The sequence below is a fragment of the Thalassolituus sp. UBA3500 genome (genome assembly GCF_002377545.1).
GTDB lineage: Bacteria > Pseudomonadota > Gammaproteobacteria > Pseudomonadales > Oceanobacteraceae > Thalassolituus.
The window spans coordinates 1-14,393 of record NZ_DFQB01000033.1; the positions used below are offsets into that span (position 1 = coordinate 1).

13 protein-coding genes, 2 tRNA genes, 1 other RNA gene and 1 pseudogene are annotated in these 14,393 nt (G+C 51.5%); 15 read left to right on the top strand and 2 right to left on the bottom strand.

Annotation, left to right across the window (positions count from 1 at the left end):
• Positions 1–322: hypothetical protein (locus B2R29_RS08780; RefSeq protein ID WP_301180709.1), on the top strand; the 322-nt coding region annotated here is incomplete at its 5' end.
• Positions 323–531: 209 nt separating this feature from the next.
• On the opposite strand, the gene B2R29_RS08785 is transcribed toward B2R29_RS08780, so the two are convergent.
• Positions 532–909 carry a PA2817 family protein gene (locus B2R29_RS08785; RefSeq protein ID WP_297532588.1) on the bottom strand — a complete coding sequence of 126 codons (378 nt, stop codon included), beginning with the start codon at positions 907–909 and terminating at the stop codon, positions 532–534.
• 26 nt (positions 910–935) lie between these two features.
• On the opposite strand from B2R29_RS08785, the gene B2R29_RS08790 reads away from it, so the two are divergent.
• Genes B2R29_RS08790 through queF form a run of 3 tightly spaced genes read left to right on the top strand, consistent with a single transcriptional unit; the run spans position 936 to position 3,456 of the window.
• On the top strand, positions 936–1,856 hold the full coding sequence (locus B2R29_RS08790; RefSeq protein WP_301180710.1) for an ABC transporter ATP-binding protein: 921 nt from the start codon (positions 936–938) through the stop codon (positions 1,854–1,856).
• Positions 1,853–2,629 carry an ABC transporter permease gene (locus B2R29_RS08795; protein WP_301180711.1) on the top strand — a complete coding sequence of 259 codons (777 nt, stop codon included), beginning with the start codon at positions 1,853–1,855 and terminating at the stop codon, positions 2,627–2,629. The genes B2R29_RS08790 and B2R29_RS08795 overlap by 4 nt, the downstream gene beginning before the upstream one ends.
• Positions 2,630–2,631: 2 nt before the next feature.
• Positions 2,632–3,456, top strand: coding sequence for an NADPH-dependent 7-cyano-7-deazaguanine reductase QueF (gene queF / locus B2R29_RS08800; protein ID WP_301180712.1), 825 nt, complete (start codon positions 2,632–2,634; stop codon positions 3,454–3,456).
• On the opposite strand, the gene B2R29_RS08805 is transcribed toward queF, so the two are convergent.
• Entirely contained in the window at positions 3,392–4,858 is a 1,467-nt protein-coding gene (locus B2R29_RS08805; RefSeq protein ID WP_301180713.1) for an adenylate/guanylate cyclase domain-containing protein, read from the bottom strand. The two genes, queF and B2R29_RS08805, sit on opposite strands and share 65 nt — an antisense overlap.
• Before the next feature lie 169 nt (positions 4,859–5,027).
• Between B2R29_RS08805 and B2R29_RS08810 the strand changes: the two genes are divergently transcribed.
• From B2R29_RS08810 to B2R29_RS08855, 11 genes and pseudogenes are all read left to right on the top strand, one after another.
• A complete protein-coding gene (locus B2R29_RS08810; RefSeq protein WP_301180714.1) occupies positions 5,028–5,594 on the top strand; it encodes a nitroreductase family protein in 567 nt (188 codons plus the stop codon).
• A gap of 175 nt (positions 5,595–5,769) precedes the next feature.
• A tRNA-Ser gene (locus B2R29_RS08815) sits at positions 5,770–5,859 on the top strand.
• A gap of 57 nt (positions 5,860–5,916) precedes the next feature.
• A non-coding RNA gene (locus B2R29_RS08820) (RtT sRNA) lies at positions 5,917–6,035 on the top strand.
• 292 nt (positions 6,036–6,327) lie between these two features.
• A complete protein-coding gene (locus B2R29_RS08825) occupies positions 6,328–7,428 on the top strand; it encodes an AraC family transcriptional regulator (protein ID WP_301180715.1) in 1,101 nt (366 codons plus the stop codon).
• Between the two features lie 174 nt (positions 7,429–7,602).
• Positions 7,603–9,393: a lipase family protein gene (locus B2R29_RS08830; RefSeq protein WP_301180716.1), complete on the top strand. Its 1,791-nt coding sequence runs from the start codon at positions 7,603–7,605 to the stop codon at positions 9,391–9,393.
• A 97-nt stretch (positions 9,394–9,490) separates the two neighbouring features.
• A complete protein-coding gene (locus B2R29_RS08835) occupies positions 9,491–10,087 on the top strand; it encodes a hypothetical protein (RefSeq protein ID WP_301180717.1) in 597 nt (198 codons plus the stop codon).
• A 143-nt stretch (positions 10,088–10,230) separates the two neighbouring features.
• Positions 10,231–11,337: an AraC family transcriptional regulator gene (locus B2R29_RS08840; RefSeq protein ID WP_301180718.1), complete on the top strand. Its 1,107-nt coding sequence runs from the start codon at positions 10,231–10,233 to the stop codon at positions 11,335–11,337.
• A gap of 508 nt (positions 11,338–11,845) precedes the next feature.
• Positions 11,846–12,094 (top strand): annotated as a pseudogene (locus tag B2R29_RS16955) (methyl-accepting chemotaxis protein); the annotation flags it as partial.
• Positions 12,095–12,133: 39 nt separating this feature from the next.
• Positions 12,134–12,514: a CZB domain-containing protein gene (locus tag B2R29_RS16960; RefSeq protein WP_414716608.1), complete on the top strand. Its 381-nt coding sequence runs from the start codon at positions 12,134–12,136 to the stop codon at positions 12,512–12,514.
• A 99-nt stretch (positions 12,515–12,613) separates the two neighbouring features.
• The gene (gltX, locus tag B2R29_RS08850; protein ID WP_301180720.1) at positions 12,614–14,122 is read left to right on the top strand and encodes a glutamate--tRNA ligase; all 1,509 of its coding nucleotides are present in this window, start codon (positions 12,614–12,616) and stop codon (positions 14,120–14,122) included.
• 152 nt (positions 14,123–14,274) lie between these two features.
• Positions 14,275–14,350 (top strand) — tRNA-Ala (locus B2R29_RS08855).
• Positions 14,351–14,393 lie beyond the last annotated feature (43 nt).

Here is a 14,393-nt window from a genome sequence, read left to right on the forward strand (position 1 = left end):
GGTAGAGCACAACCTTGCCAAGGTTGGGGTCGGGAGTTCGAGCCTCCTTTCCCGCTCCAAATTCAAAAAAGCCGGTTCAGAAATGAGCCGGCTTTTTTATTGTCTGGCATTTGTAGCGGTTCAACTCCCGACCAGGGTCGTGAGCTGGGGCGCCAGTCCGATCGGCCTCCTTTCCCGCTCCAAATTCAAAACCCTCTGCACGCAAGTGCAGGGGGGTTTTCATTTTACGCGGTTCAGTCGGCTACGCCTCTTTGCGTTGCACATCCATGTGCACGTCCTTCGGACTCGCTTCGCTCGCGTTAAATCGTTCCCGACGATTTAATCCCGCTCCAAATTCGAAAAAGCCGGTTCAGAAATGAGCCGGCTTTTTTATTGCGTGCGATTTGATTGCGGCGAGATAAAGGTATTGTGCGCGTTGCTCGGGGACCGTGTGCCGAGGGGATACGGCACCCGAGCCTACAGGGACGTATTTACGGCGTGTCCCTGAGTAACGTGTGCAATGCCTTCTATACGTAATCTGATTGCTAAGAATCAGTGCAGGCTGCGCCCCGCAGAGCGGTAGTCGTATTCTTTGCCTTCAGCTTCGGCCTCTGCTGCCATTTCATCGAGATGCTGAAAGCGTGTAATTTCTTCATCGCTGAGAAAGTGCATGCACTCTCCACCAAAGAACCACAGCAGCGCGCGGTCTACGGCGGGCATTAATTGTGGTTGGTGTGTGCCAATTTTGCTGAACAGATCCTGCCCGGCGTCGTAGGCTGAATCCCTGTGTTCTGTGAGCTGATCAATAACGTCACGGAATTGTTGTAGAATGTCGGCATCTATGACCCCTGACTCGTTTGCTGCGGCCTTTTCGATACGAGAAAGCGTTTCGTTCAGCAGTTCGAGGTGGTATTTCAGTCGGTTATTCATTTTCTATCTCAGAAGGTATTCAGTTTATGGTTGCAGCCCTGGCGGTTGAAAACCTTTCCAAGGTGTACGGCAACGGTTTTGAGGCCCTGAAGGGTATCACGCTTGAAGTTGCCAAAGGGGATTTCTTTGCCTTGCTAGGCCCTAATGGTGCCGGTAAGTCGACAACTCTGGGCATCGTGTCTGGGCTCGTTCAGAAGAGCTCTGGCAGTGCTTACGTGATGGGTCACGATGTGAATGGTGATGCTTTTCAAGCGCGTCGCTCACTCGGTGTGGTGCCTCAGGAATTTAACTTCAATCAATTTGAGAAGGTTTACGACATCGTTGTGACTCAGGCGGGTTACTTTGGTCTGAAGCCCTCTGAAGCTCGCGCGAATGCCGAGGAGCTTCTGAAAGCTCTCGATCTTTGGGAGAAACGCGACACGCCATCACGTATGTTATCTGGTGGTATGAAGCGTCGTTTGATGATCGCTCGGGCGCTGGTTCATAAGCCCGACGTCCTGATTCTCGATGAACCAACCGCGGGGGTTGATATTGAGTTACGCCGTTCGATGTGGGAATTCATGGAGGATCTCAATAAGAAAGGCACGACCATTATTCTGACAACCCACTACCTCGAAGAAGCAGAGCAGCTGTGCCGGAATATCGCCATCATCAACAAAGGCGAAATCGTTCAGTGTACGAGTAAGCGTGAATTGTTGAGCCAGCTGACGACTGAAACCTTTGTTTTCGATCTTTGCGAATCGTTACCAGAGGGTTTTTCGTTGGAAGGCTTTGAGTTTTCTTCACCGGCTGACGAGACGCTCGAAGTTACGGTAGAAAAAGGGCAGAGCATTAATCGCATATTCACGATGCTCACAGAAAAAGGGCTGGAAGTCCGGAGTATGAGAACCAAGTCGAATCGTCTTGAGGAGTTATTTGTGAATCTGGTACGGGAGAGTAATTCATGAGCCCGATGCGCGTTCAGTGGGTAGCGTTTCAGACGATAGTTACCAAAGAAATTCGACGTTTTATGAGAATCTGGCAGCAAACTTTATTGCCACCTGCGATCACCATGACGTTGTATTTTATCATCTTCGGAAATCTGATCGGTAGCCGGATTGGTGAGATGGGCGGGGTCGACTATATGGCCTATATCGTTCCTGGGCTGATTATGATGAGTGTCATCACTAACGCCTACGGCAACGTTTCTTCGTCTTTTTTTAGTAATAAATTTCAGCGCAGTATCGAAGAAATGATGGTGGCTCCTGTTTATCCCGTCACCATTCTTCTCGGCTTTGTTGCTGGCGGTGTGGCCCGTGGCGTTGCAACGGGCGTGATCGTTACCATGTTGTCGCTGTACTTCACAGACCTGCAGGTGCATCACGTTGGTGTGATGGTTGGGGTTGTTTTACTGTCGGCGATTCTTTTTTCTCTGGGCGGCTTTATCAATGCGGTTTTCGCAACCAAGTTTGATGATATTGCGATTGTGCCTACCTTTATTATCACGCCGTTGACCTACCTCGGTGGTGTGTTTTACTCGATCAGCCTGCTGCCTGATTTCTGGCAGGATGTTTCGAAACTGAATCCTATCCTCTATATGGTAAATACCTTCCGCTACGGTGTGCTGGGGGTGACGGATATTAATGTTTACGTCGCGTTTGGGATGCTGGTTTTGTTTATTCTTATATTGGGTAGTTACAGCATCTGGTTGCTGCGACGGGGTACAGGTATGAGGCAATAATTATGGGGTCAGTACACAGTGAGACTAATCCTCTCGGCAAAACATCTGAATATCCCGAGCACTATGACGCCGGTTTGTTATTTCCTATCGATAGGAACGAAAGCTGGAAGGCATCGGGAGATGATCGCTCAGAAATAGATTTCTACGGCGTTGATATCTGGAATGGCTACGAGGTTTCCTGGTTAACTGCGAAAGGTAAGCCTGTCGTTTGTGTAGCGGAATTTCGTGTGCCGTCTGATAGCCCGTTTCTCGTTGAGTCTAAATCGTTCAAGTTGTATCTGAACTCATTTAACCAGGCACGATTTGAAAGTGAATCTGACGTTAAGGCGGTGATGGAGAGAGATTTATCCCGCGCGGCTGGCGGCCCGGTAACGGTTGATTTTCATGGGATGAATTACGTATATCCGTCCGCGCCGGACGCCCACTGTATCGATGATGTCGACGTCGATATTTCGACTTACACACCATCACCGGATCTTCTGGCAGTGGTTTCTGACAGTCGGTTCGACGGGTGGATATGCAGCCATCTGCTCAAATCAAACTGTCCTGTGACGGGCCAGCCAGACTGGGGTTCGATTTACATCTATTACAAGGGGCAGGAGATAGATCAGGCGTCGCTGCTGGCATATCTGGTCTCGCTGCGCCAGCATCAGGATTTTCACGAGCAGTGCGTTGAGCGAACATTTCGTGATATTCAGCAACGTTGTGCGCCTGAAAGCCTTACGGTGTATGCCCGCTATGTTCGTCGTGGCGGGCTGGATATCAATCCATTCCGGACGACAGAGGAAACTTTCGAAGCGTTGAACTTTCGGTTACAACGTCAGTAGTCACGTCATCGGCGTCTGCAGGTTGGTTCAAACGCAGGCGTCGAGCTGCTTTTTCCAGCGTTTCTGCTGTCCTCAGTCGCTCAGCTTCTGTCATCTGATCGCGGTCGAGGCGAAGACTGAATCCCTCAGACTCTTTAACAAACTGGCGTTCGTTGGAGTCATCCTGATTGCGGTAATCACGCACTTCAAACGTAGGGATGGGGTCGCGGAAACCTTTAACGATAGCGTTGCCTCGACTGCGGCAATCGATCTTGTCGCGGATCAGTGTGTAAGTGTCCTGCGATACCAGAATTTCGCCTGATCTTGCTTCGGTTTCAAGTCGCGAAGCCAGATTCACTTCTTTGCCAATAATGGTGTAGTCCATACGGCTTTCGGTACCAAAGTTACCAACCGTGCAGTACCCGGTGCTGATCCCCATACGAATTTGCAATGGTGCAGATATGCCCTGATCTGCCCAGCGCTGGCGGAGCACTTCCATATGGTTGCGCATTTCAATCGCCATCGAAACGCAGGCGAGGGCGTCGCGCTTGGTGCCCTTGGTTTTAGGGTCACCAAAGAAAATCATAATGCCATCGCCGATGAACTTGTCGATGGTGCCGCCGTACTTGAGGGCAATATGAGACATGTCGGTCAGATAGGTGTTGAGCAGGTCGGTAAATGATTCGGCTTCCATTTGCTCTGAGAGTGCCGAGAACCCAACAATGTCAGAAAAGAATACGACGAGCTTCTTGCGCTGAGTCTCGAGTCGAACCTGGCGGCGGCCAGAGAAAATTGACTCCCAGATCTGAGGTGCTACGTATTTAGATACCTGATGCGAGAGGGCCTGGAAGCGCTCAACCTGGCCCTGAAACTTCATCTTTAATCGCATGAGGTCGCGTGCCTGTCGGTAACTGTTATGTGCGGTCAAAGCCAGGTGAAATCCGACACCTGCTGCGGTGGCAACAAATACTTCGTAGGGAACAGGTGCAGGCTGTGTATAGCCAGTCAGAAGGTAGGCGGCGCCTGCGCCGGATACCAGAGAAATAATGCAGAATGCCCAGGCAGTGAGACTACCTACGACAATAAAACTGGTGTTTATCATCACCGCGAAGAGAACGACGATCTCAATCGGGAAATTAATGAGCCCTAGGAATATGCCACACAGCAGAGCATCTCCGTGAATCAGAAATTGGCGTGTTGTGTAGGCTTTGCGACGTCGGAAAGGGCCGCTCGCGAAGTAAACAAGGTGAGGGTACAGCAGCGCGAACATCGCTATACCATCGCTGCTCTCCGGGAAATATCCAAAATGAATGCCCGTGTAGATACTGACGGCTGCCACTGCATAACCGAATATCCGTGCAACATAATCTTGTTTGGGTAGCGTCGTTTCGTGGAACTGCGCCTGGGCCTGCGAACTCGACATGTAACTTCACCGATTGTTTATTATTATGTGGCGGAGCGGGGCGGAACTAATAACTTTGCCTTAGTCATACTTATATAGACATTCTGACGACACGGCAAGACCCTGACCCATTTGTCACAATACTGCGTAAATACCTACGCATGGCCTGTAATGATACATTGGAGCCCTGATGGACGCAATTAGAGCGATAACCGAGCGAGTGTCGGTGGCACAGCTCACCGGACCTGACATCACTCAAGAGCAAAAAGAGGTCCTTTTCAAAGCCGCAATGAGAGCCCCGGATCACGCGTGGATGAGGCCTAGCCGATACCTCACGATTGAAGGCGAGGCCAGAGAAGAGCTTGGCAAGATTTTCTATAAATACCAGGCAGGCCGTGAAGTCCTCTCACCGGAGAAAGCCAAAAAGGTCAAGAATATGCTGCTACGGGCCCCTTTGGTGATCGTCGGCATCACTCACCTTGAAGAGCATCCAAAGGTCCCTCGGGATGAGCAGTTACTGTCTACGGGCGCCGGCGTACAGAATATGCTTAACGCTGCATACGCAATGGGGCTTGGTGCTATCTGGCGCACTGGCGCTATGGCCGAATGTGAAGGTGTTCGTAAAGCACTCGGGTTACGCCCTGATGATGTCATTACAGCCTTCCTCTATGTTGGCCATATTAATACGACGCCAAAACCCGTCCCTGAGGTAGACCTGTCTGAATACGTCTCTGCCTGGACCGGTGAAATCAGTTAAAAAACAAGGCATTAGCCAGTAATGGTTGACCTCGTACAGTGCCATGCGTATAGTGCGCGGCGCTGGTGAGGTGTCCTATTGGATGACTCGCAGAGAACGTCGGAGTTTACGACGACGGTAACGAGCACGCGTAAGTGCGACTTACAGCCTGTTATCAGGCAACGTAGACGAACAAGGTGAGGTGTCCGAGTGGCTGAAGGAGCACGCCTGGAAAGCGTGTATAGGTTTATCCCTATCGAGGGTTCGAATCCCTCCCTCACCGCCATTAATTCAAAGAACCCGGTCAATTGGCCGGGTTTTTTATTGGCTGGCGTTCAGGTTGCCAGTGACCAGTGAGGGCAGGGTGAGAACCCTCGCTGGGTTCGAGTAGAGCGAAGCGAAACAACGTCGGAGCCTGCGACGACGGCCCGAAGGGCGTAAGTCATCCCTCCCTCACCGCCATTAATTCAAAGAACCCGGTCAATTGGCCGGGTTTTTTATTGGCTGGCGTTCAGGTGCGTAACGCACACTCCACCCGTGGTGCTCCGAATCGGTTTTTTCTGGCCGGCGACTTGCTGATTCTTCTCTCTAATCTCATTTTGTATGTCTATTCTTTAAGTTTCTTGCGGCACAGTTTCGGTTAAATGTGGCCATTACTCCGAAATTATGGCCGATGGATGTTGTCGCGCTGAAAAACAGGCGTGTATTCTTGTGGTGAGCGCAAAGCAAAAACAACAAGAGCGCAGCAGGGACTATGGATCTCGACACAAAATGCATACCGCTGGGTCACATCCAGACCTATTTCAACCTGAAGAAGTCCATCGAAGTCGATGCCGACTGGCTGATGAAGCGCACGGGGATTACTCCCGAGAACCCCGATGAGCTGATGCAGGCAATCACCGGACTGGAGCCTTCGGCCATGTATGCACGCGCGGGCGTCGACTTAGGCGATGAAGATGGTGTTGGGATGTTTGTGTCCTCCCGGCAGGTGCTCAACCTGGTCGGTCAAATTATTGAAGCCCTGGATATGCCCTACATTGGTTTACCGATGGGCAACCTGATGACAGTTTCCCACCATGGTATGGCGGGCCTTGCAGCGGTGACGCAACCGACACTCTGGGACTGCGGTCAGGCAGTTGTACGTTATTGCCGCGAACTGTTTCCCCCGCTGGAGATGAGCATCACCCTCGACGGTGACGAGGGCTGGTTCTCTATTGAAGAGAATACGTCACTGGCGCCCTACACCCACTTTTTTGTGGAACTCAACATGGTCAGTTTTTACAACATTTTTCGCGACCTGGTGGCCAATGATCCGGAGCTGATGCCTGTGAGAGTGGAGCTGGGGTATCCCGAGCCCGCATGGGGCCACATTTACAGGCGTTACTTCAAGTGCCCGGTTGTCTTTGGCTGTCACCAGTCGCGGATTATCGGAAAGGCATCGCTTGCTGAGTATGAACTCCCGCTTGCGAATCGCCTGATGGCGATGACTGCCGAAAAGTCGCTCTTTGAAAATATCCCAACCCGCGCAATGAAGTATTTACCGCTGCGCTTGCGGAGGTTGCTCATCCGTTATTATGGGGCGTTTCCATCCCTGGAAAATGCGGCCAGTGAACTCGGGATGAGCGGGCGAACTATGAGAAGAAAGTTGAAGGATGATGGAACCTCTTATCAGCAAGAACTCGACTTCGTGCGCCAGAAGTTTGCTCGTGAATATTTTGCCAGGGGTGGAGATTCCATTACTGAGCTCGCACATCTCTTAGGTTTTGCGGATTCTTCGGCGTTTGCTAAGGCGTTTCGGCGCTGGACGGATATGTCACCAAAAGAGTATATGGCGTCAATTCAGGCCAGGACATAACCATAAATGGCCATCGGTCGAAGGTGGCCGAAAACACCATCTGATAGTGGCCATTTCAGACCGATGACTGTCCAGCAAATGCGAGCAGACGGTCGGGTTAACGACTTAGAGTAGATCACAGGTTCGGAATCTACCGACCATTATAAAAATAATGATATTCAAAGGTGATCTCATATGTCTGACTTCAAATTGAAGGCAAGCACCATCGCTCTGAGCGCAGCACTGCTGTCTCCGCTAGCTGCTAACGCTGCTGTTGAAGGTCCATCCGGCATGGACTTCTATGAAGTTCCATCAATCAATACTACGCAGAATGGTGACCTGATCTGGTACCGTGAAACGTCAGTCAACCTCGGTGCTGGTGCGTCTCTGGCAAAAGCTTACAACGTAATGTACCGCTCTACTGATTCTCTGGGTGCGCAGAACGCTGTCACTGGTACCGTTCTGGTTTCCAGCAAGCCTTGGGAAGGCTCAGGTGATCGTCCTACTCTGAGCTACGCGGTTGGTACTCATGGTCTGGAGCAGAGCTGTGCTCCTTCTATGCAGATGCGAGCTGGCACTGATTACGAAGCGCGTAACATTCGTGCTGCTCTCGAAAAGGGTTATGCCGTTCTCGTGACTGACTACGAAGGTTACACCACAGGTGCTACACCGACTTATCTGGCAGGTGAGTCTCAGGCACATGCTGCACTCGATATCTTCCGCGCGGCTTCTCAGATTCCTCGTGCTGGCATCAGTGCTGACGCTCCTGCTGCTGTATGGGGTTTCTCTCAGGGTGGTCAGACGGCTGCGTGGGTAGGTCAGATTGCTGATGAATACGCTCCGGACCTGGATCTGGTAGGTGTTGCTTCTGGTGGTACTCCGGCGGATTTCCCTGTAGTCGCTGATTACCTTAACGGCAGCACCGGTGCTTCATTCCTCCTGGGCGGTATTATCGGTCTGTCTGAACAGTACCCTGATGATATCCCAGTGAACGACCTGGCAAGTGCTAATGGTCTGGCTGCTATTGAAGACTACAAAACCAAGTGTACTTTTGAGTTTCTGTTCGACTACATGAACGACTCACTGAGCTCATACACTGTAGGCAACAAAGATCTGGACGAGCTGCTGCAAGTTCCAGCAATTGGCCAGCGTATTAATGACCAGAACCTCGGTGAAGATGGTGCAGACGTTCCTGTGCTTCTGTACCACGGTACTGCGGATGAGTTCATTCCGATTGAGCAGAGCGTACAACTGAAGCGAGACTACTGCGGTCGCTTCGATAAAGTGACTTACGATGTATACCCAAGCGAGCATATCGTGACCTTGTTCCAGGCAGCGCCTGGCGTGCTTACATGGCTTGATGAGCGTTTTGCTGGTCAGAACCCGCGTAACAGCTGTTACAGCCTGAAGCAGAACCCAGTGTCTAATGCGAACCCGGGTGGCGGTGACTTTATCGTAACTCTGGACGAGTGGAATCTGGATGCAGAGCTGCAGCTGGCGACTCTGAATCAGACGGTTGAACTTCCTGAAGATACGACCATTACTGCGGATGCAAACATCACTGATGAGAGCCTTGTAGGTGACTTGTATGTGCCTGACTTCGAAGCCGAGCTGAACATTCTGGTCAATCTGGACGTTTCACTGTCAGTAGAGCCTGTTGGTCAGATCGAAGCGACTAACCGTCTGAGCCGTGATGGCATTCTGGCGATTAATGGTTCAACACAGGCAAACGTTCTTATTAACGCTGCTGGTTTCGGTTGGCTGAAGCTGCCATTTAACTGTAAAACCACTGAGCCTGCGAACTTTGACCTTGACTGGGAAGGGCCTATTGCTGACTTCGGTGCGGGCGGTATCGTCTTCGAAGGTGAGACAGAGTTTGCAGAACTTGAGTGTGGTTGGATGACATCTCTGTTTAATGCTCTCGTGGCAGGCCCAGGTCAGGAATACAGCTTCCGTCTGGTTCCACCAGCACCAGACCGTCTCTGATTCGATCCTCCCCTTGGATCGTTGCTTGAGCCGGGGAGGGCCTTGTGCCTTCCCCGGTTTTTTGCCTTTCATTTGCTGAATATGTAGTGAGGTAAGTATGTGGAAAGTAGCCATTGTTTCAGTCGCCGCTATTGCCGCTGGCCTGTATGTTTTCAGGGCAGAGGTTCCAGTAATTTCAGAAGTTGTTCGGGACTCCTCCAGTGTAAAAGTGATCAGCAAGCCGGAGTATTCCCAGAAGGATCTTGCCGCGATGACGCCAGATCAGCTTCTTGAAATGCAGAGTGTGGCACTCTCTGCGGTCAGAGATACGGCTGGCGACGCCGGTGAACTGAAATCTCTGGATAGCCGGCCTGATTTTGTATCGCCCGCTGAGTGGCTGATGCTCAGAGCAGTTGCAGGGCGCAACGCTGAACCTGAGCAGGAGCTTTTGCGTTTGGTAAATCTGCTTCGGTTTAACAAACAGCTGGAAGCGCTCGAAATTGCTTCTGATGAAAGAGAGAAGGAACAGTTGAGTGAGGCTGTGCTGTCGCGAATCCCTCAGCGTATTGAGAATCAGGAAATGTCCGTTGAGAAGGCTCAGCGTATTCAGCTGAGAATTATTTCAGCGATGTACGAGGATGAAGACAGGATCAGAAGTCGTGCAGCAGAAGAAGCGCGCAGAATTGGCTCTGAGTTCAATATTAAAGCATCCTGACTCGTTCTGTTACCTTGGGCCGCTTACATATGCGGCTCTTGCCCCTGCGCCTGAAGTGGCTGTCTGACAGGCATGGACGCCAATATTGAACTCTCACTAGCTGATTGCTATGTTCCGGTATCGACGTATTGGCTGGAACACCTATGGACCTTGATACCCCCTGCATCCCCCTTGGTCATATCCTTACTTATTTTAATATCGCCCAGAAACCTGAAGTCGGAATGGCAGCACCTCTCTATGGTGAAGATGAGAGGGCCGTCCAGCTAAATAAGCTAATGCAGGTTTCTATGGGGTTGGATCATCAGGACATGTTTCGTCGCGTGGGAGTAAACCTGGCAGAGGGCAATATCTCAGAGCGCTTTCTTACAGCAAGACAGGTGCTTGGGTTAACAGATATTGCCGTACAGCATATGAATATGCCGTATCTGGGTTTGTTTGTGGGCAATATCATGACGGTGTCGCATCATGGGCTGGCAGGTCTGACCTGTGTAACTCAGCCAACGCTGCGGGAGTGCAGTGAAATGACTGCGCGCCTCTGTCGTGAGCTTTTTCCTCCTCTCGAGATGTCTGTGCATGAGGCTGATGGACTTGTTTGGTTGGCCATCGATGAAAACATATCTCTGGCACCGTATACCCACTACTTTATGGAACTGAATAGCATCAGTTTTTACAACATTGTCAGAGATCTGGTGGGTCGCGTTCCTGAACTTCAGCCTGTCGCGGTTGAGTTCTCATACCCTGAGCCCGAGTGGGGACATATATATCGACGGTATTTTAAATGCCCGGTGCGGTTTGATTGTGCTCAGACCCGGATAATCCGAAAGTCGGGCAGTGCGGATTTTGAATTACCCCTGGCCAACCGGCTAATGGCGATGACGGCAGAAAAATCACTTTTCCAGCGTATCCCGACACGGGCAATGCAGTTTTTACCGCTTCGATTACGCCACTTTCTTGTTCGTTCGTACGGCGCAATGCCATCGCTGGAGCGAGCTGCCAGCGAACTCGGCATGAGCGGGCGTACGTTGCGCCGCCGGCTCGCTGAGGATGGCACGACCTATCAGAAAGAAATGGACGTTATCAGGGAGCGCTTCGCACGTGGATATTTCGCTCGGGGTGGTCACTCAGTGGCAGAGCTCTCTGAGTTGCTCGGTTTTAGCTCGTCTCAGTCATTTTCGCGGGCGTTTACGCGTTGGACGGGTAAGAAGCCTGCAGACTTTATGAAACGTGAAGTCAGTAAGTCAGAGGCCTGACGGCCAGCGCGTTTGATAGCATTTCCCCTGAACTCAACTAAGCTTTCTGGATGATGAACTTTTTAGTATTACTCTGGAGCTGCTCGTGTTCTTTCGATCGCCTAAAAAAGTAGTAGAGACAATTCCATCCGCCGAATGTGACGCGCATATTCATAAGCTGGAGCAGGAGAACGAGCTTCTTCACAAAGTTAAAGTCGTTGCTGACATGCGCTGTGAATTTGGCCTGACGCAGTATCAGTACGTCAAAGACCTTCAATCCCTCTGGTTCAGTTCTACAGATGCAATCGACAGTATCCGCAATACCATGGCTGGCTCGGCAACCCGACTCACTGAAGAGAATCAAAGCGTTCAGGCCTCACTGGCGCGTGTCAGTGAGATATCGACAACGCTCGGGCGCCTCACCGAATCTCTCGACATTATCCAGAATGAATCTCAAGAGGCCTCCACCGCTGTTGGTGGGCTGAAATCAGTGGCATCAGGGATTGAAGATTTCGTCAGTCTCATTAAGGGCATCTCTGAACAGACGAATTTACTCGCGCTGAATGCTGCTATTGAAGCGGCCCGTGCCGGTGAACAAGGGCGTGGCTTCGCCGTTGTTGCGGATGAAGTACGCACGTTAGCGCAACGCACTGCTGACGCGACGGCAGAAATTGATGCCCTGATTTCTACCATCGGAGGCGAAGTTGACCGCGTTGCTCGCGGCATTGCTGCCCTCGGTGAACGTGGCGCAGTACTCTCGGAGGAGGTCGGTACTGTATCTTCGCATATCAACGAAGTTGGCGAGGTTGCCGGCCAGGTGTGTCAGAGCTTTGAGCGGACATCTGCGGAGTCTTTTCTTGAGACAGTAAAACTGGATCATATCGTCTGGAAGGGGCAGGTTTATGCAGCCATAAGCCAAAGCCAGGACGTCGAACTGCCTGAACTTGCCGACCATACTATGTGCCGTCTGGGTAAGTGGTACGCAGAAGGTGAGGGGCGAGAAAAGTACAGTCATCTCAGTGCGTACCGTCGTCTTGATGCGCCGCACAAGGGTGTGCATGAAAATGGATTCAAGGCTATGAAGGCTCATAGAGAGGGTAACCGGGATGCGATGTTGGGGTACCTGGAGGCGATGGAGACGGCGAGCCAGGAAGTGATTGCCACTCTCACTGAAATTGAGGAAGCCGTCGCACGCTGATTATCTTTGGGGCGACGCTGGATTCGCCCCGTATTCGCCATGCATTCGGGCAAGTATTTCTCTATAATCGCGGCAGTTTTGAGTTAACCGAGATCCCCCATGACTGTCCGCACCCGCGTTGCGCCGTCTCCTACCGGCGACCCCCATGTAGGTACCGCATATATTGCTCTGTTTAACCTCGCATTTGCGCGCCAGCACGGCGGGCAATTTCTTTTACGTATTGAGGATACCGATCAGGTACGCAGCACGCCTGAATCAGAGCAAGCGATTCTCGACAGTTTGCGCTGGTTGGGCATGGACTGGGACGAAGGCCCTGATGTCGGTGGCGATTACGGGCCATACCGTCAGAGCGAGCGTCGTGCGATCTATGAAGAGCACGTCCAGAAACTACTCGATAGTGGCAAAGCGTTTAAATGTTATCGCACCGCTGAAGAGTTGGATGCCTTACGTCAGCAAAAGCAGGAAAGCGGTAATCAAACTGCTCTGAAGGTATCTGATCTTGCATTGCCTGATGATGAGGTGAACGAGCGCGAAGCCGCGGGTGCCCCTTATGTTGTGCGTATGAACGTCCCGGAAGAGGGTGTTTGTCTTGTCAAAGACATGCTGCGTGGCGAGATTGAGCTGGACTGGGCTCAAGTCGACGCTCAGATTCTGATGAAATCCGATGGCATGCCGACTTACCACCTGGCCAACGTTGTTGATGACCACCTGATGGCCATTACCCACGTGATTCGTGGCGAAGAATGGATCAGTTCGGCTCCGAAACATAAGCTGCTGTATGAGTACTTTGGCTGGGACATGCCAGAGCTCTGCCATATGCCGCTGCTGCGCAACCCGGACAAGAGCAAGCTGAGTAAGCGTAAGAACCCAACGTCGATCATGTTCTACGAGCGCATGGGCTTTATGCCTGAGGCCGTCCTGAACTATCTCGGGCGCATGGGCTGGTCGATGCCGGATGAGAGCGAAAAATTCAGCCGTGACGAGATGTTCAGTAACTTCGATATTAATCGGGTGTCGCTGGGTGGGCCGGTATTTGATGTAGAGAAACTGCGCTGGCTTAACAGCCTGTGGCTGCGTGAATTGTCTCCTGAGCAGTTCGTTGAGAAGTTCGCTCAGTGGGGCTTCCGTTCTGAAAATGTTCTGCCGCTGATTCCGCATGTACAGCCAAGGGTCGAAGTTTTCTCTGACGTTGCGCCGCTGGCCGGGCACTTTTTGTCGGGCATGACGCCTCTGACACCCGAAAGCTTTGAGCACAAAGTCCTCGATACAGAAGCAACGACGAATATCCTCCAGATGGGCCTTTGGCAACTTGAGGCAATTCGTCACTGGGAAAAAGAAAACATTGAGCAGGCGTTGTTCGGGCTGGCGAAGCAGATGGATGTGAAAATCCGTGATTTTCTTTATCCGTTCTTTATTGCGATTGCGGGTACGTCTTCAACTATTTCGGTGCTCGATACTATGGCATTGCTGGGGCCGGACATGAGCCGTGCTCGTGTGCGCCATGCCGTTGATGTGCTCGGTGCACCGGGTAAGAAGAAGCTGAAGAAGCTCGAAAAAGAGTACACGTCGCTTCTTATCGCCATCGAGAACGCACAGGCTGATAGTTGATCTGTTCGTCAACCAGTTGAACGGGAAGGGCGGCTGTTAAGCCGCCTTTTTTGTTTGAGTGGTGGTTGTAAGTTGTTGTTTATGTGAATTTTTTCCGTAAAACAGTTGACACGGCCGGGGGGTGTCATTATTATTCGCGCACGTTTTGAGACGGGGCCTTAGCTCAGCTGGGAGAGCGCAACACTGGCAGTGTTGAGGTCAGCGGTTCGATCCCGCTAGGCTCCACCAAAACCTTCTTGCTTGTCCTTGTGTCCCCATCGTCTAGAGGCCT